19 protein-coding genes are annotated in these 23,041 nt (G+C 66.3%); 12 read left to right on the forward strand and 7 right to left on the reverse strand.

Going from position 1 to position 23,041, the window contains the following annotated elements:
- The first annotated feature begins 18 nt into the window (after positions 1-18).
- On the forward strand, positions 19-1,314 hold the full coding sequence (locus JOZ00_RS25930) for an acyl-CoA dehydrogenase family protein (protein WP_293350155.1): 1,296 nt from the start codon (positions 19-21) through the stop codon (positions 1,312-1,314).
- Positions 1,315-1,402: 88 nt separating this feature from the next.
- On the opposite strand, the gene JOZ00_RS25935 is transcribed toward JOZ00_RS25930, so the two are convergent.
- The gene (locus JOZ00_RS25935) at positions 1,403-1,858 is read right to left on the reverse strand and encodes a MaoC family dehydratase (RefSeq protein WP_293350157.1); all 456 of its coding nucleotides are present in this window, start codon (positions 1,856-1,858) and stop codon (positions 1,403-1,405) included.
- Positions 1,859-1,989: 131 nt separating this feature from the next.
- Between JOZ00_RS25935 and JOZ00_RS25940 the strand changes: the two genes are divergently transcribed.
- The 6 genes from JOZ00_RS25940 to ag85C all read left to right on the forward strand — a co-directional run bounded on the left by JOZ00_RS25940 (position 1,990) and on the right by ag85C (position 6,026).
- Complete coding sequence (locus tag JOZ00_RS25940; RefSeq protein WP_293350159.1) at positions 1,990-2,160, forward strand: hypothetical protein; 171 nt, start codon at positions 1,990-1,992, stop codon at positions 2,158-2,160.
- A gap of 24 nt (positions 2,161-2,184) precedes the next feature.
- The gene (locus tag JOZ00_RS25945; RefSeq protein WP_293350161.1) at positions 2,185-2,682 is read left to right on the forward strand and encodes a metallophosphoesterase; all 498 of its coding nucleotides are present in this window, start codon (positions 2,185-2,187) and stop codon (positions 2,680-2,682) included.
- Between the two features lie 58 nt (positions 2,683-2,740).
- On the forward strand, positions 2,741-3,202 hold the full coding sequence (locus tag JOZ00_RS25950; RefSeq protein ID WP_293350164.1) for a MarR family transcriptional regulator: 462 nt from the start codon (positions 2,741-2,743) through the stop codon (positions 3,200-3,202).
- Positions 3,199-4,020 carry an ATP-binding cassette domain-containing protein gene (locus JOZ00_RS25955; RefSeq protein WP_293350167.1) on the forward strand — a complete coding sequence of 274 codons (822 nt, stop codon included), beginning with the start codon at positions 3,199-3,201 and terminating at the stop codon, positions 4,018-4,020. Before JOZ00_RS25950 ends, JOZ00_RS25955 begins: the two co-directional genes overlap by 4 nt.
- Complete coding sequence (locus tag JOZ00_RS25960; RefSeq protein WP_293350170.1) at positions 4,010-4,837, forward strand: ABC transporter permease; 828 nt, start codon at positions 4,010-4,012, stop codon at positions 4,835-4,837. The genes JOZ00_RS25955 and JOZ00_RS25960 overlap by 11 nt, the downstream gene beginning before the upstream one ends.
- Positions 4,838-5,003: 166 nt before the next feature.
- The gene (gene ag85C, locus JOZ00_RS25965) at positions 5,004-6,026 is read left to right on the forward strand and encodes a diacylglycerol acyltransferase/mycolyltransferase Ag85C (protein ID WP_293350173.1); all 1,023 of its coding nucleotides are present in this window, start codon (positions 5,004-5,006) and stop codon (positions 6,024-6,026) included.
- A gap of 69 nt (positions 6,027-6,095) precedes the next feature.
- On the opposite strand, the gene JOZ00_RS25970 is transcribed toward ag85C, so the two are convergent.
- The 4 genes from JOZ00_RS25970 to JOZ00_RS25985 form a co-directional block, all read right to left on the reverse strand.
- Positions 6,096-6,779: a YoaK family protein gene (locus JOZ00_RS25970; protein WP_293350176.1), complete on the reverse strand. Its 684-nt coding sequence runs from the start codon at positions 6,777-6,779 to the stop codon at positions 6,096-6,098.
- A gap of 46 nt (positions 6,780-6,825) precedes the next feature.
- Positions 6,826-8,184 carry a maltokinase gene (locus tag JOZ00_RS25975; protein ID WP_293350179.1) on the reverse strand — a complete coding sequence of 453 codons (1,359 nt, stop codon included), beginning with the start codon at positions 8,182-8,184 and terminating at the stop codon, positions 6,826-6,828.
- Positions 8,181-9,953: a maltose alpha-D-glucosyltransferase gene (treS, locus tag JOZ00_RS25980; RefSeq protein ID WP_293350182.1), complete on the reverse strand. Its 1,773-nt coding sequence runs from the start codon at positions 9,951-9,953 to the stop codon at positions 8,181-8,183. Before treS ends, JOZ00_RS25975 begins: the two co-directional genes overlap by 4 nt.
- A gap of 121 nt (positions 9,954-10,074) precedes the next feature.
- Entirely contained in the window at positions 10,075-11,103 is a 1,029-nt protein-coding gene (locus JOZ00_RS25985; protein ID WP_293350185.1) for a S1C family serine protease, read from the reverse strand.
- A 163-nt stretch (positions 11,104-11,266) separates the two neighbouring features.
- Here JOZ00_RS25985 and JOZ00_RS25990 point away from each other — a divergent pair, with 163 nt between their 5' ends.
- Positions 11,267-11,683 carry a TIGR03668 family PPOX class F420-dependent oxidoreductase gene (locus JOZ00_RS25990; protein WP_293350188.1) on the forward strand — a complete coding sequence of 139 codons (417 nt, stop codon included), beginning with the start codon at positions 11,267-11,269 and terminating at the stop codon, positions 11,681-11,683.
- A gap of 158 nt (positions 11,684-11,841) precedes the next feature.
- Positions 11,842-14,010 carry an elongation factor G-like protein EF-G2 gene (locus JOZ00_RS25995; RefSeq protein WP_293350191.1) on the forward strand — a complete coding sequence of 723 codons (2,169 nt, stop codon included), beginning with the start codon at positions 11,842-11,844 and terminating at the stop codon, positions 14,008-14,010.
- A gap of 12 nt (positions 14,011-14,022) precedes the next feature.
- Here JOZ00_RS25995 and JOZ00_RS26000 read toward each other — a convergent pair whose 3' ends face one another.
- Positions 14,023-15,612 (reverse strand): FadD7 family fatty acid--CoA ligase, encoded by a 1,590-nt coding sequence (locus JOZ00_RS26000; protein WP_293350194.1) that lies wholly within the window; start codon positions 15,610-15,612, stop codon positions 14,023-14,025.
- Between the two features lie 239 nt (positions 15,613-15,851).
- Between JOZ00_RS26000 and oxc the strand changes: the two genes are divergently transcribed.
- The gene (gene oxc / locus JOZ00_RS26005) at positions 15,852-17,570 is read left to right on the forward strand and encodes an oxalyl-CoA decarboxylase (RefSeq protein ID WP_293350197.1); all 1,719 of its coding nucleotides are present in this window, start codon (positions 15,852-15,854) and stop codon (positions 17,568-17,570) included.
- Here oxc and JOZ00_RS26010 read toward each other — a convergent pair.
- Positions 17,554-18,486 carry a LysR family transcriptional regulator gene (locus JOZ00_RS26010; protein ID WP_293350200.1) on the reverse strand — a complete coding sequence of 311 codons (933 nt, stop codon included), beginning with the start codon at positions 18,484-18,486 and terminating at the stop codon, positions 17,554-17,556. The genes oxc and JOZ00_RS26010 overlap by 17 nt on opposite strands.
- Before the next feature lie 389 nt (positions 18,487-18,875).
- Between JOZ00_RS26010 and JOZ00_RS26015 the strand changes: the two genes are divergently transcribed.
- Positions 18,876-19,631 (forward strand): L,D-transpeptidase, encoded by a 756-nt coding sequence (locus JOZ00_RS26015; protein WP_293350203.1) that lies wholly within the window; start codon positions 18,876-18,878, stop codon positions 19,629-19,631.
- Positions 19,632-19,786: 155 nt separating this feature from the next.
- Positions 19,787-23,041, forward strand: a 3,255-nt coding sequence (car, locus tag JOZ00_RS26020) for a carboxylic acid reductase (RefSeq protein ID WP_293350206.1), incomplete at its 3' end; no start/stop codon positions are given.

Genomic DNA, 23,041 nt, shown 5'->3' on the forward strand with positions numbered 1-23,041 from the left:
GGGGAATGGTGGCCAGAAGTGTGGGACTTCGAAACTGACCCCGAATACCAGGCGAAGCTGGACTGGGTCGAAAAGTTCATGAGCGAGGAGCTCGAGCCGCTCGACCTGGTCGCACTCGACCCGTATGACAAGAAGAACGCCGAGATGATGGCCATCCTGCGGCCGCTGCAGCAGCAGGTGAAAGACCAGGGTCTGTGGGCCGCGCATCTCCGGCCCGAGCTTGGTGGCCAGGGATTCGGCCAGGTGAAGCTCGCGCTGCTGAACGAGATCCTGGGCCGCTCCCGCTGGGCCCCATCGGTGTTCGGCTGCCAGGCGCCGGACTCGGGTAACGCCGAGATCCTCGCGTTGTTCGGCACCGACGAGCAGAAGGCCCGCTACCTGCAACCGTTGCTGGACGGTGACATCACGTCGTGCTATTCGATGACCGAACCGCAGGGCGGTTCGGATCCGGGCAACTTCATCACTGCTGCGACCCGAGACGGGGACGACTGGGTCATCAACGGCGAGAAGTGGTTCTCCACCAACGCCAAACACGCGTCGTTCTTCATCGTCATGGCGGTCACCAAGCCCGACGCCCGCACCTACGACAAGATGTCGCTGTTCATCGTGCCGGCCGAGACGCCGGGCATCGAGATCATCCGCAACGTCGGCATGGGTGCCGAATCCTCGAAGCGCGCCAGCCACGGCTACGTCCGCTACAACGATGTCCGGGTGCCCGCCGACCACGTGCTGGGCGGCGAGGGCCAGGCGTTCATGATCGCCCAGACCAGGCTCGGCGGTGGCCGCATCCATCACGCGATGCGCACGATTGCGTTGGCGCGCAGCGCATTCGACATGATGTGTGAGCGGGCGGTGTCGCGCAAGACCCGGCACGGCCGGCTTTCCGATTTCCAGATGACGCAGGAGAAGATCGCCGACAGCTGGATTCAGATCGAGCAGTTCCGACTGTTGGTACTGCGCACCGCGTGGCTGATCGACAAGCACCACGACTACCAGAAGGTGCGCCGCGACATCGCGGCGGTGAAAGTGGCCATGCCCCAGGTGCTGCACGACGTCGCGCAGCGGGCCATGCACCTACACGGTGCGCTCGGCGTCTCCGACGAGATGCCGTTCGTCAAGATGATGGTGGCCGCGGAGTCGCTGGGCATCGCCGACGGCGCGACCGAGCTGCACAAGATGACGGTGGCCCGTCGGACTCTGCGTGAATATGAGCCCGTGACAACGCCTTTCCCGTCCGCGCACATACCGACCCGGCGCGCGGAGGCACAGGCCCGGCTGGCCGAACGGCTGGAACACGCGGTCGCCGAGTTCTGACCAACGCGACGACACATAATCGACGACGCACATGACACGCCGAAAACGGTGCGCGTGGTTTATGTTTCGCGATATTCGGGGTCGGTCGCTAGGACACGTAGCGAACGATGCTTTCGGCCACGCACGCCGGCTTGGCCGACCCCTCGATCTCCACGGTGGTCGACACGATCGCCTGCACTGCGCCGTTCCCGACGTCCTCAACGCCGACCAGTGAACTCTTCGCACGCACCCGGGAGCCCACGGGCACCGGAGCGGGGAAGCGAACCTTGTTGAGGCCGTAGTTGATTGCGAGTTTGATGCCGTTCACCGTGTACATCTGGTGCTGCATCCGGGGTAGCAGCGACAGCGTCATGTAGCCGTGGGCGATGGTCGTGCCGAACGGACCCTTGGCCGCGCGTTCGGGGTCGACGTGGATCCACTGGTGGTCACCGGTCGCGTCGGCGAACAGGTTGACGTCTTCCTGGGTGACGGTCACCCAATCGCTCTCCCCGATTTCTTCGCCCGTGATGGCGGCGAGGTCGGCTACTGACTCGAAGGTGCGCATTGGGGGTTCTCCTTGTCCCGGGTAATAAGAGCGATCACCATGCCCCCAAGCACACTATCGAAACCGGCAACGACCCGGTTTCGAGGTAGCCATCGCGGGAACCCCCGGTCAGAACTCGAGAGGAGACGACCATGGCAGACGAAAAGGGCCATAAAGCCGAGTCCGACGTCGAACGGGAAGCGCACGAAGCCCGTTCGCGCGCGGGCAAGGACGATGACGGCTCATACGTGGGCGCGGCCGGCTCCGACGACACCTTCGACGCCGGCGAATCGGGCGCCGAAGCACGCAGCCAACGAGGCTGACGTTCGCAGGCGCAAGATGGGTCCGTGAGGCTGCTGCTGATTGCCGACACCCACGTCCCGAAACGCGCGCGCGACCTGCCCGCACAGGTTTGGGATGAGGTGGCACGCGCCGACGTCGTCATCCACGCCGGGGACTGGGTAGCGCCCGAACTGCTGGACGAACTGCAGGCCCGGGCGACGCGCATGGTGGCTTGCTGGGGAAACAACGACGGCCCCGCACTGCGCGCGCGGCTGCCGGAACGCGCGGACGCGACCCTTGCGGGGGTGCACTTCACGGTCGTCCACGAGACGGGGGCCGCCGGCGGCCGCGAAGCGCGGATGGCGCGCCTGTATCCGGATAGCCAGGTCCTGGTGTTCGGGCACAGTCACATCCCGTGGGATACCACCACCGACAGCGGGCTGCGCCTGCTCAACCCCGGCTCCCCGACCGATCGGCGCAGGCAGCCGTTCTGCACCTACATGACCGCGCAGGTCAGCAACGGCATAGTGACGGACGTCTCGCTGCACCGCCTCGAAAAGTAGCTCAGAGCTAACTGCCACATAGCTTGCACACATATATAGCTCGTAAACAGAGCTATATATGAATTCCGTGGAGACTCAGATCGATTTGGTTGGCGAGGTGTTCGGCGTCGTCGGACGATTTCGGAGGCGAATCCGTCGATCGGCGGGTCGCGGCCTGGAATCGGCGCGGCTCACCGAGTCACAGTCGGAGCTGTTGTGGCTCGTGGGCCGGCGACCGGGAATCTCGGTCCGCGCCGCCGCCGCGGAACTCGGCCTGGTACCCAACACCGCCTCGACCCTGGTTTCCAAACTGGTGGCCAACGGGTTGCTCATCCGGACCGTCGACGATACGGACCGGCGCGCCTGCCACTTACGGCTCGCCGAACCCACGCAGCAGCTTGTCGACTCTTCGCGGGTGGCACGACGGACGCTGATCTCCGAGCTGCTCAACGAGCTCGATGACGAGCAGATCGATTCTCTGACAAAGGGACTGGAGGTCCTAGACATGATGACCCGACGCTTACAGGAACGACGCTCATGAGTGGAACACTGCCGATGGCGGTCGATTGCCGGCATCTGACCTACCGCTACGGCCAATTCACCGCGGTCGACGACCTGACGCTGCAGGTGCGCCCCGGCGAGACGATGGGCCTGCTCGGACCCAACGGCGCCGGGAAGACCACCCTGGTGCGGATGCTCACCACGCTGACGCCCGTCCAGCAGGGCGAGCTGCGGATCTTCGGGCTGGACTCCCGCCGGCAGACCATCGACATCCGTAGCAACATCGGCTATGTCCCACAACAACTTTCGATCGAGCCAGCCTTGACAGGCCAGCAGAACGTCGAATGGTTCGCGCGCCTCTACGGGGTGCCTCGCGCCGCGCGCGCCGACCGCGTCGAGCAGGCGCTGGCCGCGATGGAACTCCTCGACGTGGCCGATCGCCTGGCCGGAACCTACTCCGGCGGCATGGTGCGGCGGCTCGAAGTCGCCCAGGCGCTGGTGAATCGGCCGTCGTTGCTGGTGCTGGACGAGCCGACCGTGGGGCTGGATCCCATTGCCCGCGACGGCGTCTGGACGCAGGTACAGAGCATGCAGGCCCAGTTCGGCATGACGGTGTTGCTCACCACGCACTACATGGAAGAGGCCGACGCGTTGTGTGACCGGGTCGCGCTGATGCATCGCGGCGTGTTGCGGGCGGTGGGAACGCCCGCCGATTTGAAGTCGAAGGTGTCGGCCGTCGCCACGCTCGAGGATGTGTTCCGGCATTACGCGGCGTCCGACCTCACCGAGGATTCGTCGGATTCGACGGGCATCCGCGAAATCCGTTCCAGCAGAAGGGTTGCCAGTCGTGCAAGTTGACCACGCCTTGAATTCCCCTGCCATCACCCTGGTACGCGCACCACACGGGTGGCAACGGGTCCGTGCCACCTTGGGGCGGGTCGGTGCGTTCGCGATCGTGGAAATGCAGAAACTGCAACATGATCGGACCGAACTCGTCACCCGGATGGTGCAGCCGGCGTTGTGGTTGCTGATCTTTGGCACCACGTTCAGCAAATTGCACGTCATCAACACCGGGTCGGTGTCGTATCTGGCCTTCCTGGCCCCGGGCATCATCGCCCAGTCGGCACTGTTCATCTCGATCTTCTATGGCATCCAGATCATCTGGGACCGCGACGCCGGTGTGCTCGCCAAGCTGATGGTCACGCCGGCGCCCGCGTCGGCACTCATCACGGGCAAGGCGTTTGCGGCCGGTGTGCGATCGGTCGCCCAGGTGGTCGGCGTGATGGCGCTGGCGTACCTGATGAACGTCGGGCTGACCGTGAACCCCCTGCGGGTGCTTGGTGCGATGGCCGCCGTCATGCTCGGCGCGGCATTCTTCGCCTGCCTGTCGATGACGCTGGCCGGTCTGGTGCGCAGCCGCGATCGCCTGATGGGGATCGGGCAGGCCATCACGATGCCGCTGTTCTTCGCGTCCAACGCGCTGTACCCGGTCAACGTGATGCCCGGGTGGCTGCACGCGCTCAGTGTGGTCAACCCGTTGAGCTACGAGGTCGACGCGCTGCGTGCGCTTCTGATCGGAACGCCGCTCAACCCGCTGGACGTGTTCGTGCTGGTGGTGGCTCCGGTGATCGCGATCGCCACGGCGTCAACCCTGCTGCGCCGCCTCGTTGCCTGATTGTGATCTGACCGAGACGATTTCACGCAGTTGCTCAATCGTTAGCTAACCGCGACTTCAAATCGCGGCCGCGACAAGCGAATTGCGCGCTCCCACTGTGTTTAGCTCCCCGAGAACGGATTCGACCGCTTACGCGGCAGATCAAAGTAGGGATGGTTAGGGAGCTATGAAGTTCGTTGAAAAGTTGCGTGGCGCAGCGGCTACCATGCCGCGCCGGCTGGCTATCGCGGCGCTGGGGGCTGCCCTGTTGTCCGGTCTGGGCGTCGTCGGCGGCTCGGCGACCGCGGGGGCATTCTCCAAGCCGGGCCTGCCGGTGGAATACCTCGAGGTGCCATCGCCATCGATGGGCCGCAACATCAAAGTCCAATTCCAGGGCGGCGGATCGCATGCGGTCTACCTGCTCGACGGCCTGCGCGCGCAGGATGACTACAACGGTTGGGACATCAACACTCCGGCGTTCGAGGAGTTCTACCAGTCCGGCCTCTCGGTGATCATGCCAGTCGGTGGCCAGTCCAGCTTCTACAGCAACTGGTACGCGCCGTCGTCCGGCAACGGGCAGAACTACACCTACAAGTGGGAGACGTTCCTGACTCAGGAGATGCCGCTGTGGATGCAGGCCCAGAAGAACGTCTCGCCGGCCGGTAACGCCGCGGTGGGCCTGTCGATGTCGGGTGGCTCGGCGCTGATCCTGGCCGCCTACTACCCGCAGCAGTTCCCGTACGCGGGAGCGTTGTCCGGCTTCCTGAACCCGTCCGAGGGTTGGTGGCCCACGCTGATCGGCCTGGCCATGAACGACGCGGGCGGCTACAACGCCAACAGCATGTGGGGCCCGTCCTCCGACCCGGCGTGGAAGCGCAACGACCCGATGGTCCAGATTCCGCGGCTGGTCGCCAACAACACCCGCCTCTGGATCTACTGCGGTAACGGCACACCCAGCGACCTCGGCGGCGACAACATGCCGGCCAAGTTCCTGGAGGGCCTGACGCTGCGCACCAACGAGCAGTTCCAGAACACCTACGCGGCCGCCGGTGGACGCAACGGGGTGTTCAACTTCCCTGCCAACGGGACACACTCGTGGCCCTACTGGAACCAGCAGTTGATGGCGATGAAGCCCGACATGCTGCAAACCCTCAACGCGGTCAACGCCGCCGCGGCTACTCCGCCCGCGGCCGCACCTCCGGCCACCTAGAAATATCGCAAGCCGGCATCGGCAGCAGCGCACCGGTCAGCGCTGCTGCCGATGCTTTTTCTTCAGCGGCTAGTCGAACAGGTCGCGCTGGTCGGCGTGGAAATACGTGTAGCCAGTTGTCAACGCGCACAAGGCCGTTGCGACAACCAGCATCCAGGTCCCGTTGACGACCATGCTGATGAAACCGCCGACCGCTCCCCCCAACACGAAGCTGGCGAACAGCAGGAAATAGCCGAGCCAGTCTGCGACGGTCCCACCCCCGGCGATATGGCGCTCGATGCCCTGGCCCATCTTGACCAGCGTGCCGGTCACATAACTCAACGGCACCGAGACCTCGCCGTCCTTGACGAACGAGGTGTTCAATGCGCCAACTCCGAAGACCACCAACGTCAGTGGCGCGAAGTCGAGCAGCTGCTCCTGCCAGCCCTCGTCGATAACGTCGGCCAGGGTGGCGGCCACCAGGCTGAAGGTCGTCAGCACGGTGGGACCGTGCGGGTGCGCCACCCAGAAATAGCGGCGGCACAACGATGCGACCACGACGCCGAGGACGAAGCACGCCATCAGCACCCCGGCCGTGATCGCCAGTCTGGCGTCGCCCTGGAAGTAACCCAGCACGGCGCGTTGGGCATTGCCCGTCATGAACGTGACGAAGTAACCCGCGGAGTGCATGAAAGCGATCGCGCCGAGCATGCCGGCCAGAATCGCAAGCACCCACGACAATCGGGCCTCGCTGTCGAAAATGTTTTTCGTCACGCGAACATGGTTACAGACCCTTGCCCCGCTCGCAGGGGGCGATGCCTCACGCGGCGGTGAGGCGGGCGATGGAGCGCAGCGGGATCGGCAGCCAGCTTGGCCGGTGCCGTGACTCGTACCCGGCCTCGTATACCGCCTTGTCCAATTCGTAGGCGGCCAGCAACAGTGCGGAGTCGCGCGGGTCGACGCCCGACGCGGCCGCGTAGCCGTCGCAGAAAGCGGTGCGGTTGCGCTCAACCCATTCCTTGGCCCGGGCGGCCAACTGCTTGTCCGCCCCCTGGTCCACCAGCGGTCCGTAGGCGGCGTACTCGAACGAGCGCAGCACCCCGGCCACGTCGCGCAGCGCCGAATCCGGCGCCCGGCGCTCGGCCACCGGCTGGCCCGGCTCGCCCTCGAAGTCGATCAGCACCCAGCGTTCCGGTGTGCGCAGCACTTGCCCGAGGTGCAGATCGCCGTGCACGCGTTGCACCGTGATCGTCTCGCCGGCGAGCTTGGAGAAACGCTCCTCGATCGTCGACGCATACTCCCCCAGCTCGGGGACCAGCGCCGCGATCGATGACAGCCGGGCCAACACGTTGTCCAGCGGGAAGGGGACCTGCGCCGTTCCGAGCTGCTCGGCCAGCGTGGCGTGCACCGACGCCACGGCCTCCCCCAGCCGGTTCGACTCGCCGGCGAAGTCGCCGCCCACCTCGTAGGCATACAGGTCACCCTCGGCGAACAGGTCGCGAACGCTGGCGGTGGCCATCGCCCACCCTTCGGCCGAGTTGACCGCATACTCGGTCACCATGCCCAGCGGCCACGCGCCGTCGGCGTTCTGGTCGGGGGCGGCGAGGTCGTAGGTCCCCAGCAGCCGCGCCACGTGCGGGTTGCCGGCACGGCCCAACACCCGGTTCAGTTCGATATCGGGGTTGATGCCGTGGGTGACCCGCCGGAACACCTTGAAGATTGCGTCGCGATCGAAGATCACGCTGGTGTTGGACTGCTCGGCGTCGACTACGTGGGGGCTCGCCTCGAGCGGCAGCTCGACCTCCGGCTCTTTGGCGAACTTCACCTCGGTGCGCGACGAGCCACGCACGGCGGACGAATCGATCAGCGACAGCATGAACCGCGGCGCGTCGGTGTCGTACAGCGCGTCGAAGCCGGTGCGGTCGTCGGCGGAGCCGATAGTGGCGACGGTGCTGTACTCGGAGACCGGCGCCGAGTCCCACCGGACGATCACCTGGTACCGCTCCGAGGAACCGTCGGCGTAGTCGGTGTCCAGCAGCACTAGGTCCAGGTCATCGCGAATCGCGACGACGACGTTCGGCGCGGCGCCGGTCAGCTTGCGGTTGCGGCCGGCATACCAACGTTGCTGCGGAAGCCACTCCGACCATGGCAGCTTGGCTGCGGACTCACTGGCACTCATAGGTTCTCCTCGGATGCCGACAGCTGGAACCAGTAGAACCCGTGGCCTGGCAGCGTCAGCAAGTAGGGCAGGTGACCGATGCGCGGAAACGCCACGTGCCCGGTCAGTTCAATCGGCGTGCAGCCGCTCCAATGCTGCAGGTTCAATTCGATGGGCTGGGGGAATCGGGACAGGTTGTTGACGCACAGCACGGTGTCGCCGTCCTCGGCCGCCTGGCGGACGAACGCCAGGACCGACGGGTTCGATCCGCCCAACTCCTCGAACGTCCCGACGGCGAACGCCTTATGGCGACCCCGCACCGCGAGCATCATGCGGGTGAAATTGAGCAGCGACGTCGAGGTGTCGCGTTGGGCCTCGACATTGACGGCCTGATAGCCGTAGACCGAGTCCTGGCTGGGGGGCAGATAGAGGCGGCCGGGGTTGGCTTTGGAGAAGCCGGCGTTGCGGTCCGGCGTCCACTGCATCGGCGTGCGCACCCCGTCGCGGTCCCCCAACCAGATCACGTCGCCCATGCCGATCTCGTCGCCGTAATAGAGGACCGGCGAGCCCGGCAGCGACAGCAATAAGCCGGTGAACAATTCGATCTGGTTGCGGTCGTTGTCCAGCAGCGGCGCCAGGCGGCGACGGATTCCGACGTTCGCCTTCATCCGCGGATCCTTGGCGTACTCGGAGTACATGTAGTCACGCTCTTCGTCGGTGACCATCTCCAGCGTCAACTCGTCGTGGTTACGCAGGAAGATGCCCCATTGCGCCATGTCGGGGATCTCGGGCGTCTGGGCCAAGATCTCCGAGATCGGGAACCGCGACTCGCGGCGAACCGCCATGAAGATGCGTGGCATCAGCGGGAAGTGGAACGCCATGTGGCATTCGTCGCCACCCGTGCTGGCGTCGCCGAAGTACTCCACGACGTCGGCCGGCCACTGGTTGGCCTCGGCCAGCAGGACCCGGCCCGGGAACTCGTCGTCCACTACCTTGCGGACCCGCTTGAGGAACCCGTGCGTCTCCGGCAGGTTCTCGCAGTTGGTGCCCTCCCGCTCGAAGAGGTAGGGCACCGCATCCAGCCGGAACCCGTCGATGCCCAGCCCAAGCCAGAAGCGCAGCACGTCGATCATCGCTTCCTGCACGGCCGGGTTGTCGTAGTTCAGGTCCGGCTGGTGCGAGAAGAACCGGTGCCAGTAGAACTGCTTGCGCACCGGGTCGAAGGTCCAGTTCGACTCCTCGGTGTCGATGAAGATGATCCGGGCATCGGTGTACTTCTCGCTGGTGTCGCTCCAGACGTAGTAGTCCCCGTACGGCCCGTCGGGATCGTGCCGCGACTCCTGGAACCAGGGGTGTGAATCCGAGGTGTGGTTCATCACCAGGTCGGTGATCACCCGGATGCCGCGCTCGTGGGCCGCGTCGAGCAGGTCGACGAAATCGTCGACGGTCCCGAATTCGGGCAGCACCTTGTAGAAGTCCCGGATGTCGTACCCGCCATCGCGCAGGGGTGAGTCGTAGAACGGCGGCAGCCAGATGCAGTCGATGCCCAGCCACTGCAGATAATCGAGCTGGCCGATCAGCCCGCGCAGGTCCCCCGAGCCGTCCGCATCGGCGTCGAAGAACGCCCGCACGAGCACCTCGTAGAACACCGCGTGTTTGAACCAGGTCGGGTCGGCGGGCAGCGCGGCGGCGTTGTCGTAATCGCCGGCGGTGGGGTGCTCGACCACACCCCCCTCGACGTGACTGCCTTCCCCGGAATGGTGCTCGACAGCGATTTTGGCGTCGTTCATCAAATCCACGATGCCACGGGTACCCGAGGTGTGACGTTCAGAATCACGTCGCGATATCTGCGACGAATCACGCCTGGTGGCAATCGAATTGGCCACCGGGCGTGCTCCATCGGCACGGAAATCAGGCCGGAGGTCCCTCCGCCAGCGTGATGTTCGCGGTGCGGTCACCGCCGTCGGCGGCGCGGTAGTGCACCGCGATGGTGTCACCCGGGTGATGCGGGACGAGCACCTCGGTCATGGAGGTGGCCCCGTTGATCGGAACGCTGTCGACCCCGGTGATCACGTCGCCCGGGGAGATTCCGGCGCCGCCGCCGGGACCGGTGTTGACCACCCGTTCGACCCGCGCGCCGTTGCCGCCGTTGTCCGTCACGCCCAGGCCCAGGAAGGCCGTGGGGCCGATGTGGGTGGTGTTGGACCCCGCACCCGACCGGATCTGCCCGGCGACTCCCATCGCCCGGCCGATCGGAATGGCGAAGCCCGTCCCGCCCGACATCTTGTAGGTGTCGGTGGCCGCGGTGTTCACGCCGACCACCTGGCCGGCGCTGTTGACCAGCGGACCGCCCGAGTCACCGGGCTTGATCGGGGTGTCGGAATGGATCAGGCCGCCCAGGCCCTCGTTCGCGCCGGTCAGGGTGTCGGTGGCGTTGACCGCCGCGTTGAGACCGATGACCTTGCCGGACACCACTTCGGGCGCGCCGCCCTGCCCCCCGGCGTTGCCCAGCGCGACGACCGGGTCGCCCACCGAGACGCCACCCCCGATCGACGCCGCCGGCAGGCCGGACGCGCCACGCAGTTGCAGCACCGCGATGTCGGCCGTCCGGTCATAGCCGATCACGTCGACGGCGTAGGACTGCCCGTTGCCGACGCTCACCGCGCTGATGTCCGTGGCGCTCGAGATCACGTGGTTGTTGGTCAGCACAACCCCGTTCGGATCGATGACGATGCCGCTGCCGGCGCCCACCGCGTTGTTGTAGCCGAACCTGGTGCTGATGTCGACGACCTGTGGCCCGACCTGACCGGCCAGATCGAGAGGCGGCGCGGGTATCGACGGCGACGCGGATGCCGGCACCGCACCCAGGCCCAGTCCGACCACAGCCAGCACGCTGACCAGCCACGACCGCCAGGCCCAGCGGTGGTGCGATTTGCTCATCCCGTCATCCTCCTGATTCACGGTAAACATAAAATGCCCCTGCCTCAGGCTCTGAGGGGCGCAATTTTGTGTTTATAACCGTAATGCAGGTAGCTATGCACAGCAGCGCCAAGGCCCTGACCGGCACAATCGGTACCCGACGGTGCCGCCCTAAGCTGACACGGTGAGCGATTTCGACCCCTGGGTCAGGTTCACACAATCGCCGGTGGCCCGCCTGGCCACCGTCACGCCCAACGGCCAACCACACCTGGTGCCGGTGGTCTTCGCGGCGGCCCTTGACAGCCGCGACGTGGTGTACACCGCAGTCGATGCCAAGCCCAAGACGACACGGCGGCTGCGACGGTTGGCGAACATCGACAGCAACCCACAGGTCAGCCTGCTCGTCGACGAATACGCCGACGACTGGACGCGATTGTGGTGGGTCCGGGTCGACGGCGTGGCCACCGTCCATTCCGACGGCGAGACCATGGCCGTGGGGTACCGGCTGCTGCGGGCGAAATACCCTCAGTATCAATCGATTTCGCTGGACGGCCCAGTGATCTCGATCGCGGTGCGGCGAGTGGCCGACTGGCACGCCTGACCGGACGGACGGTCGCCGAAAATCTCCTCGACCCAATAGTGGTCGTCTCGTGGCCTTGTGTTGGGCGGCAGTTGGGGGAAAAGTTGCCCCTAGGCCCTGTGAGCTGGGACACATCCCGCGCAGCGAGCCGAGCGACTCCGAAGAGCTGGAGGAAAGTCATGGCGGACAAGGCGAACGCTACCCAGAGCGGAGGAGCCGCTCCCACCGCGAATGGGCCCGGCGATGTGCGCAACATCGTCCTGGTGGGGCCGTCCGGCGGCGGCAAGACCACCCTGGTCGAGACGCTGCTCGTTGCCGCCGGTGTGCTGTCCAGACCCGGCTCGGTGACCGACGGCAGCACCATCTGCGACTACGACGACGCCGAAATTCGCCAGCAGCGGTCCGTCGGCGTCGCCGTCGCCTCCCTGGCGCATGACGGCATCAAGATCAACCTGGTGGACACGCCCGGCTACGCCGACTTCGTCGGCGAGCTGCGAGCCGGATTGCGGGCGGCGGACTGCGCGCTGTTCGTGATCGCGGCCAACGAGGGCGTCGACCAGCCCACGAAATCCTTGTGGCAGGAATGCGACCAGGTCGGCATGCCGCGCGCCGTGGTGATCACCAAGCTCGACCATGCCCGAGCGAACTACTCCGAGGCGCTGGCCGCCGCGCAGAATGCGTTCGGCGACAAGGTGTTACCGCTCTACCTGCCGACCGCCCTGCCCGCCTGCGAAGGCTTGATCGGGTTGCTGTCGCAGACCCGCTACTCCTACGCCGACGGAAAGCGGACCATGCAGTCACCGGACCCCGGCGATGCGGATCGCATCGAGGAGGCTCGCGGCACCCTGATCGAAGGGATCATCGAGGAATCCGAGGACGAGTCGCTGATGGAGCGCTATCTCGGCGGCGAGGCCATCGACGAGTCGGGACTCATCGAGGATTTGGAAAGAGCCGTCGCCCGCGGTTCGTTCTTCCCGGTGATCCCGGTGTGCAGCAGCACCGGCGTCGGCACCATGGAATTGCTGGAGGTCGCCGCGCGCGGGTTCCCGTCGCCGGTGGAACACCCGATGCCAGAAGTGTTTACGCCGCAGGGCGCCCGGCACGCCGAGCTCGCATGTGACGTCGAGGCGCCGCTATTGGCCGAGGTGGTGAAGACTACGTCGGACCCCTACGTCGGCAGGGTCAGCCTGGTCCGGGTGTTCTCCGGGACCATCAGGCCCGACACGACGGTTCATGTGTCGGGCCATTTTGCGTCCTTCTTCGGCGGGGAGGACGGCGCGCAGGCCAACGGTCACAGCCACGCCGACCACGACGAAGACGAACGCATCGGGGTGCTGTCCTTTCCGCTGGGCAAACAGCAGCGCCCCGCCCCCGAGGTGGTCGCCGGTGACATCTGCGCGATCGGCAAGCTGAGCCGCGCCGAAACCGGTGACACGCTGTCGGACAAGGCCGAGCCGCTGGTGCTGCGGCCCTGGACGATGCCCGAGCCCCTGCTGCCGGTCGCCATCGCGGCCCACGCCAAGACCGACGAGGACAAGCTGTCGGTCGGGCTGGGCCGGTTGGCCGCCGAGGACCCGACGCTGCGGATCGAGCAGAACTCTGAGACCCACCAGATCGTGCTGTGGTGCATGGGCGAGGCCCACGCCGGCGTCGTGCTCGACGCGCTGGCCAATCGCTATGGCGTCACCGTTGACACCGTCGAGTTGCGCGTCCCGCTGCGAGAAACGTTCGGCGGCAAGGCAAAAGGCCACGGCCGGCACGTCAAGCAGTCCGGCGGCCACGGCCAGTACGCGGTGTGCGACATCGAGGTGGAGCCGCTGCCGGAGGGCTCGGGATTCGAATTCCTCGACAAAGTGGTCGGCGGGGCGGTGCCGCGCCAGTTCATCCCGAGCGTGGAGAAGGGCGTGCGCGCGCAGATGGATAAGGGCGTGCAGGCCGGCTACCCGATGGTCGACATCCGCGTCACCCTGCTCGACGGAAAGGCGCACAGCGTCGACTCGTCGGACTTCGCGTTCCAGATGGCGGGCTCGCTGGCGCTGCGCGAGGCGGCCGCGGCGACCCGGGTGACCCTGCTGGAGCCCATCGACGAGATCACGGTGTTGGTGCCCGACGACTTCGTCGGCGCGGTGATGGGCGACCTGTCGAGTCGTCGAGGCAGGGTGCTGGGCACCGACACCGCCGGCAACGAGCGCACGGTGGTCAAGGCCGAGGTGCCTCAGGTCGAGTTGACCCGCTATGCGATCGACCTGCGCTCGCTGGCGCACGGGGCAGCGTCGTTCACCCGTTCCTTTGCCCGCTACGAGCCGATGCCGGAATCCGCGGCGGCCCGGATGAAGGCAGGCGTCTGAGCCGGTTTTTTCCTAGGCCGACGCAGCGAACTGCTCGGCGACCGCGCGTCGGTCCAGCGATCCCTTCGCGGTATGCGGCAGCTCGTCCGCCAACTGGAAGCTGGCCGGAACCTCGAACGGGGCCAGCCGCTCGCGGCAGAACGCAGTCAGCTCGTCCGCCGTCGGTGTGGCGGACACGCGGGCCACCACCGCCGCCGCCACCGTCTCGCCGTACAGCTTGTCCGGCACGCCGAAGACAGCGACCTCCAGCACGTCGGGATGGCTGGCGAGCACACCCTCGACGCGCTCGGGTGAGATCTTCTCCCCGCCGCGATTGATGAGTTCCTTGATCCGGCCGCGAATGACGAGATCGCCGGCCGGTGACAGCGTGCCCAGGTCACCGGTGCGCAGCCACCCGTCGGTGAAGTTGGCGGCGGTGATCGACGGGTCGCCGAGGTAACCCCGCACGACGGTCGGACCGTGCAGCCAGACCTCCCCGACGGTGTCCGCCGGCAGGGCCTGGCCGTCGGCCCCGACGATCCGGATTTCCGGCCCGGTCGACCTGCCGACGAGACCCGGTGTGGCAGCGGGGTTTTCGACGTGGCCGCTACCCGCGGCTGCCGTGGTGGCGACCTGGTGGGTGGCTTCAGTCATTCCGAAGGCACACACCACCGGCGCCGAGAACGTGTCTTGCAGCGCCTGTGCCGATTCGGCGGTGAGCGGCGCGCTGCAGCTGCGGATGAAACGCAAAGCGGCGTGGGCACTTCCGGATTGATCGGCCGTGGCCCGCTCCAGCAGGATCTGGTGAATCGTCGGCACGGCCGTGTACCAGGTGGCCCGGACGGAATCGATGTCGTCCCAGAACGTGTGTGCGGAGAACTTTCCGCGCGCCGGCAGCAGCACCGCGCCCCCGGACACCAGGGTCGCCAGCAGCGCGGCGAGCAACCCGTGCCCGTGGTAGAGCGGCATCACCGCCACCGTCGCATCTTGTGGTCCGAGCTCGTATCCGGCGATGATGGCCCGCACCGAGTCGGCAATGTTGTCGCGCGTCCACGGGACCATCTTCGGCACGCCAGTCGTTCCGCCGGTGAACATGATCATCGCGTCGTCGTCGCGCAGCCCCTCCGGCGTCGAAAAGTCTTGCCGCGGCGCGCCGGCGGCGGACAGGCGGACGGCCACGGCGCCGTTCTCGCGGCCGACCGTCACCGCGATCGGCCACCACGGCAGGTCGGGCTCCTCCTTGTCGCCCGTGCCCTCCCCGTCGATGAGCACCGCCCGCGCGCCCACCGCCTCGCTGCGCGCGCGCTGTTCGGAGACGGGCAGCGCCGGGTCGAGCGGGACCGCGATCAAGTCGGCTCGCGACAACGCCAGTAGCCCGACAACGAACTCCGCGTTGCTGCCCGAGCGCAGCGCCACCCGGTCACCCGGCAGTAGGCCACCGCGTTTCAGTTGCCCGGCGAGGTCGTCGACCAACCGGACCACGTCGCGGTAGCTGAGCGGAATGCGATCGGGGGTGACGACCAACGCAGGCGCCTCCGGCGACCTGTGCGCGGCCGCCTCGACCAGATCCGCTATGCGCGAGCCGGTCGAAACCTCGCTGCTGATGACCGTGTCAGACTTCATCGCCGCACTCCTTCCCCTCTTCGGTTATTCGCACCATGCCCGGCCGCGCCACCCTCCGTCCAATACTGAATGACTGACGTTTGATAACTGCGGACTATGAAAGCCTCAATTGGCACCGTTGAGCTGCGGCGATAGACAGCGTGAATCATGGTATAGCGGCTCAGTCTTGGACACCTGCCCGTCGCTGGCCGCACAGTGATGGCGGAAGCGTTACCACCCGAACACGAGGAGTCGCCATCATGACCACACCTCCGACGAATTTGACGGACGGCTTCCACCTCGTGGTGGACGCGCTCAAGGCCAACGACGTCGACACCATCTACGGGATCGTCGGCATCCCGATCACCGACCTCGCCCGCGTGGCGCAGGCCTCCAAGATTCGCTACATCGGCTTTCGGCAGGAGACATCGGCCGGCAACGCGGCGGCGGCGGCCGGGTTCCTCACCGGTCGGCCGGGTGTGTGCCTGACTACGTCCGGACCCGGTTTCCTCAACGGCCTGCCCGCGCTGGCCAACGCCACCGCGAACTGCTTCCCGATGATCCAGATCTCGGGTTCCAGCAATCGGGCCCTGGTGGATCTGCAACGCGGGGACTACCAGGACCTCGACCAGCTCAACGCCGCAAGGCCGTTCGCGAAGGCGGCCTACCGGATCAACCGGATCGAGGACATCGGCCGCGGCATCGCGCGCGCCATTCGCACCGCGGTCTCCGGGCGCCCAGGCGGGGTGTATCTCGACATCCCCGGCGACGTCCTGGGCCAGGCGATGGACGCCTCGGCCGCCGCCGACACGGTCTGGCGAGTCGTCGACCCCGTTCCCCGGCAGCTGCCGGCACCGGACGCGGTCGATCGGGCGCTCGACGTGCTGTCCCACGCGCGGCGACCGTTGATCGTGCTCGGCAAGGGCGCGGCATATGCCCAGGCGGACGACGTGATTCGGGAGTTCGTCGAGGCGACCGGAATTCCCTTCCTGCCGATGTCGATGGCGAAGGGGCTGCTGCCGGACTCGCACCCGCAGTCGGCCGCGGCGGCGCGCTCGCTGGCGATCGCACGCGCCGACGCCGTCCTGCTGGTCGGCGCGAGACTCAATTGGCTACTCGGACACGGGGAATCGCCACAATGGTCCGCCGACGCGAAATTCGTGCAGGTCGACATCGCGCCGTCGGAGTTCGACAGCAACCAACAGATCGCGGCGCCGCTGGTCGGTGACATCGGTTCGGTGCTGTCCGCCCTGCGCGACGGCGTTAGCCGCCATCCGATCTCGGCACCGGCGGAATGGACCGACGAACTCGCCGAGCGCAAAGCCCGCAACGACGCCAAGATGCGCGAACGGCTGGCCGAAGATCCGCACCCCATGCGGTTTTACAACGCCCTCGGTGCGATTCGCTCTGTGCTGCAGGAAAACCCGGACGTGTACGTGGTCAACGAGGGGGCCAATGCCCTCGACCTGGCCCGCAATGTCATCGACATGGAGTTGCCGCGGCACCGCCTGGACACCGGAACCTGGGGGGTGATGGGCATCGGCATGGGCTACGCGATCGCCGCGGCCGTCGAAACCGGTAAGCACGTGGTCGCGATCGAGGGTGACAGCGCGTTCGGCTTCAGCGGAATGGAGATCGAAACCATCTGCCGCTACCGGCTTCCGGTCACCGTCGTCATCCTCAACAACGGCGGTGTCTACCGCGGTGACGAGGCATCGAAAGGCACCGACCCAGCGCCGACCATGTTGAACGCGCGTGCCCACCACGAGTTGATCGCGGAGGCGTTCGGCGGCAAGGGATATCACGTCACCACACCGGCCGAGTTGCGCTCGGCGCTGGCCGAAGCGGTCGGCGCTCGGGGGCCCTCGATCATCGATTGCGAGCTGGACCCGGCGGCCGGGGTCGAAAGCGGGCATCTGGCCAACCTGAACCCGAGCAGCGCTGCCGCGCAGCAGGTTACGGTCACCGTCGGCGCTTGATCCCCAACAACTGCGCGTCAAAGAACTGATCGAGCGCCAGCTGACCGGCGGACTCCACGAGCGCGCGTGCGATCGGGGAACCAGGTCCTGCCGAGTTCGTAGCGAGAACGATGTCGGCCTTGAGCACCGGATCTACCATTTCCACGGCGCGGATCTCCGGGCCGAGCGGCGACGTCCACAACCAGGTATGCGGCACGATGCAGGCCCAGTTCCCGGCTGCGGCCTGTGCGAATAGCGAAGCGACGGAGTCGGTTTCGACCTGTGGGCTGATGGTGATCGAGTGGTCGGCGAACGCCTTGTCAATGATCTGGCGGTCCCGCATGTCACCGGTGAGCAACGCCAGCGGCAGCTGCGCAGCCTCCGGCCATGACATGGTCGACGCTCCCGCTCCCAACATGTCCGCCGGCGCGATCAGCACGTAGCGCTCCTCGTACAGCGGCACGAAGTTCACGTCGTTGGCCTCGGCCGGCGCCGCGTGCACGATGGCGGCGTCCAGCTCGAATTCGCGGATGCGCCGATACAACTCGGTGGCCGCGAGACGGGAGAGGATGTGCACCTTCACCAATGGGTGCGCAGAGCAGAACGCCGAGAGCACCAGAGACGCCGTCGTCGACGCGGTTGGCACCGTACCGAGCCGAAGCGTTCCGGTGATACCTGATCGCACGGCGTCCACCTCGGCCTTGAAGGCGTCGTGCTCGGCGAGAATCCGCCTGGCCCACACCACCAACCGCTCGCCCTCGGGCGTGAGGCCTTCAAAGCTGTGCCCGCGGTTGATCAGCGTGACGTTCAGCTCTCGCTCCAGCTTGGCGATCGCCGCGGACAGCGCGGGTTGCGAGACGTAGCACTTCTCGGCCGCCCGGGCGAAGTGCCGCTCGGAAGCGACGGCAACGAAATACTCCAACTGACGGAAGAGCACCCGTACTCCTGGTGTGTTCGGGCTCGGCTTTCTCCGCACCGATGTCGCCGAGGCTAACGCGTCGCCGGCACGCCAGCCAGTCCTTTGGCGCGCCGGCGGCGACGGCGTATCCACGCGACTACCGGCGTTACCACCAAAGCATCTGTGCGATGAGGCAATTCGCGGTCCTGGAGTTCACCGTCGTGTGCTATGCGGCCGGTGGCATCGATCCCCGTGCACCCCGCAACATCGGTAGGGCGAATTTGCCCGTGACACGGTCGAACTCAACCGGTTACCAGATCGTTATCGTGACGGCGATTAAAACCGTCGATGTTTGCTGAAATCAGTAATAGTCGGGCAGCAAGTAGAATAGTTTCGTGTTGATCGCACCATCTCGGAGGGTGGACGCTATGCGTCGAGGTGTTCGTTATCTATTTGTTATGGTCGCGATCACGCTAACGGCCCTGGTCGGGCCGGTCGGCCCCAGCCAAGCCGCGATCCCGCAACCACAGCCCGTACCCACCGTTGCCTCAGTTTTGCCCAGTGCCGGCGCGGTGGTGGGCGTGGCACAGCCGGTCGTGGTGACCTTCACCGCGCCGGTCGCTGATCGCGTCGCCGCCGAGCGGTCGATCCGCGTGACGTCCCCCATTAACACGCCGGGGCATTTCCAGTGGGTCGACAACAACGTCGTGCAATGGGTGCCGAACCAGTACTGGCCCGCCCACACCCACGTTTCCGTCGGCGTGCAGGCCCTGACGTCCGGGTTCGACACCGGTGACGCGTTGCTCGGCGTCGCCAGCCTCTCCGGACATACCTTCACCGTCAGCCGCAACGGGGAGGTGCTGCGCACGATGCCGGCGTCGATGGGCAAACCGAGTCGACCCACCCCGATGGGCAGCTTCACCGCCCTGGAAAAGCAGCGCACCGTGGTCATGGACTCGCGGACCATCGGCATCCCGCTCAGCTCGCCCGAGGGATACAAGATCACCGCCCAATACGCGGTTCGCGTCACGTGGAGCGGCGTCTACGTGCACTCGGCACCCTGGTCGGTTGACGACCAAGGCCACACCAACGTCAGCCACGGCTGCATCAACCTCAGCCCCGACAATGCCGCCTGGTACTTCAACCAGGTGAATGTGGGCGACCCCATCCAGGTCGTTTCCTGACACTCGCCGCGCCGCGGCAAACATGCACACCCTTTCAGGCGGGTTCACCACGCGCGGATGGGCCGGGGTGTGAGAACCGTCACATCGGTTGAACGGAAGACTGGCGCGCGACGGTGAGTTCCCGGTAGACGAGCGATCAGAACGGAAGGCCGGCGATGACGGGCGATGCGACGAACCAGAAGACGATCCTTGACAGTCCCGCGCGGCGGCAAGTGGCTGAACGCATAGGCCGGTTGCGGGACACCGACGAGCAGTTCGGCAACGCGACGCCCGATATCTCGCTCCAGCAGGCGGCCCGTGAGCCCAGTCTGCGGCTGCCCCAAATTCTCGAGACGTTCGTGGAGGGGTACGCGGACCGCCCCGCGCTCGGCTGGCGAGCGCGTGAGCTGACGACCGACCCGGCCACCGGCCGCACCGTCGCAAAGCTGCTGCCGCGGTTCGACACGATCACCTACCGCGAGCTGTGGACCAATGTCCGCGCCGTGGCCACCGCGCTGCGTCACGACGCGGCGAACCCGGTTGCACCCGGAGACTTCGTCGCCACCTTGGGTTTTGCGAGTCCCGAGTATCTGACCATGGATCTGGTGGCCGGTTACCTCGGCCTGGTCGCGGTGCCGCTGCAGCACAATGCCGCGCCATCCCGGCTGCAGCCGATCATCGCTGAGGTCGAACCACGGGTAATCGCCACGGGCGCAGGCTATCTCAACCTCGCCGTCGAGGCTGCGCTGGGCACCGCGTCGGTGCGGCGTCTCGTCGTCTTCGACTACCGGGCCGAAGTCGACGACCAACGTGAGGCCTTGGCGCAAGCGCGGGCGAAGCTCACCGAAGCCGGCATGGACGTGACCATCGAGACGTTCGACGAGCTGGTCGAGCGCGGCCGCGCCCTGCCTCCCGAACCGGCGTACCTCGGCGACACCGACCAGCGTCTGGCGATGATCATGTACACCTCGGGCAGCACGGGACTGCCCAAGGGTGCGATGTACACCGAGCGGATGATCTCGGAAGTGTGGACCGTCGAACTGCAACCGGACTTCACTGACATTCCGGTCTTCAACGTCAACTTCATGCCGCTGAACCACCTCGGTGGGAGGATCCCGCTCTCGTCGTCCTTCCAGGCGGGGGGCACCAGTTACTTCGTGCCCGAGAGCGATCTGTCCACGCTCTTCGAGGATTGGAATCTGGTGCGGCCAACCCAGATGGGCATGGTGCCCCGGATCGCCGAGATGCTCTACCAGCGTTACCAAAGCGCGGTCGACAGAATCGTTTTCGAGGGCGCGGATGCGGAGTCGGCCGACGAGGAGGCCAAGACCGAGCTGCGCGAGCAGGTTCTCGGCGGGCGGATCATCACCAGCTTTTCCAGTACCGCTCCGTTGGCGGCGGAGATGAAGAAGTTCATCGAGGCCTGCCTGGATGTGCACGTGTTCGACGGTTATGGCCTGACCGAACTGCTGATGGTCACCAAAGACGGCGTGATCTCCCGGCCCCCGGTCATCGACTACAAATTGGTAGACGTTCCCGAGCTGGGATATTTCCTGACCGACAAGCCGTATCCGCGCGGCGAGCTTCTTGTGAAGTCGGCGACGGCATTTAGCGGTTACTACAACCGGCCCGATGTGACCGCCAACGCGTTCGATCCCGACGGCTACTACCGGACCGGTGATGTGATGGCCGAACTCGGCCCGGATCACCTTGCGTATGTCGACCGGCGGAACAACGTATTGAAGCTGGCGCAGGGCGAGTTCGTCGCCGTCGCTCGGCTGGAGGCCGTGTTCTCCAGCGCGGCTCTGGTCCGGCAGATCTTTCTCTACGGCAACAGCGAACGGCCGTACCTGTTGGCCGTCGTCGTCCCGACCGACGAGGCGCAGGAGAAGTTCGCGAACGATCCGGACGGCCTCAAGGGGGCACTGAGCGAATCGCTGCGGCAGACCGCGAGGCGAGCCGAGCTGCAGTCCTACGAGATTCCCGCGGACTTCCTGGTCGAAACCGTTCCGTTCAGCGAAGACAACGGCCTGCTGTCGGGAGTGGGTAAGCTGTTGCGGCCCAAGCTCAAAGAGCATTACGGCGAACGGCTCGAAGCGCTCTACGCCGACCTGGCCGCCACCCGCACGGCCGAGCTGCGCACCTTGCGCGAGGGGGCGGCCGACCGGCCGGTGATCGACACGCTGACGCGCGCCGCGGAATCCTTGCTCGGTTTGGCCGGCGGCCCGCCGCGACCCGACGCCCAGTTCCTGGAACTCGGCGGCGACTCCCTGTCCGCACTGACCTTCTCGAACCTGCTGCAGGACCTCTTCGACGTGGAGGTCCCGGTGGCGCAGATCATCAGTCCGACGTCCGATCTGCAGCAGATCGCCGAATATGTTGAGGCCGAACGTCAATCGGGCTCCAAGCGGCCGACCTTCGCCACGGTGCACGGACGCGGCGCCACCCAGGTACGTGCCGCCGACCTGACCCTGGACAAGTTCATCGACGCCAAGACCTTGTCCGAAGCACCGGGCTTGCCACGCGTCACGGGTACGCCGCAGACGGTCCTGTTGACCGGTGCCAACGGTTATCTGGGCCGGTTCCTGACGCTGAATTGGCTTGAGCGGCTGGCCGATACGGGCGGGAAGCTGATCACGATCGTGCGCGGCGCTGATCCCGCCGCCGCCGCCCGGCGGCTTGAGAGCGTCTTCGACAGCGGGGATCCGCAACTGCTCGAGCGGTTCCGCGGGCTGGCCGCCGCGCATCTCGAGGTCATCGTCGGCGACATCGGCGAGCCGAATCTCGGCCTGGACCAGGCTACTTGGGATTCGCTGGCGCAGCGCGTGGACCTCATCGTTCACCCGGCCGCCTTCGTCAACCACGTCCTGCCGTACGACCAGCTCTTCGGCCCCAACGCGGTCGGCACCGCCGAGTTGATCCGGCTGGCGATCACCGCGCGGATCAAGCCGATCACCTACCTGTCGACCGTGTCGGTGGCCATGTCGGTCGACCCCGCCAGGTTCACCGAGGACGGTGACATCCGCACGATCAGCCCGGTGCGTCCCATCGACGACAGCTACGCCAACGGGTACGGCAACAGCAAGTGGGCCGGCGAGGTGCTGCTGCGTGAGGCGCACGACCTGTGCGGCCTGCCCGTCGCGGTGTTCCGATCCGACCTGATCCTCGCGCACAGCCAGTACGCGGGACAGTTGAACGTGCCGGATATGTTCACCCGCTTGATTTTCAGCCTATTGGTCACCGGCATCGCACCGGCATCCTTCTATGAGACCGATGCGCACGGCAACCGCGCGCGGGCCCACTACGACGGGCTCCCTGCCGACTTCGTCGCCGAGGCGGTCACCACGCTGGGTGCGAAAATCGGCACGGCAGTTACGGATTCGGAGACATATCGGTCCTACGACCTGATGAATCCGCACGACGACGGCCTT

The sequence above is a fragment of the Mycobacterium sp. genome (genome assembly GCF_019243155.1).
In the GTDB taxonomy this organism is placed as follows: Bacteria; Actinomycetota; Actinomycetes; order Mycobacteriales; family Mycobacteriaceae; genus Mycobacterium.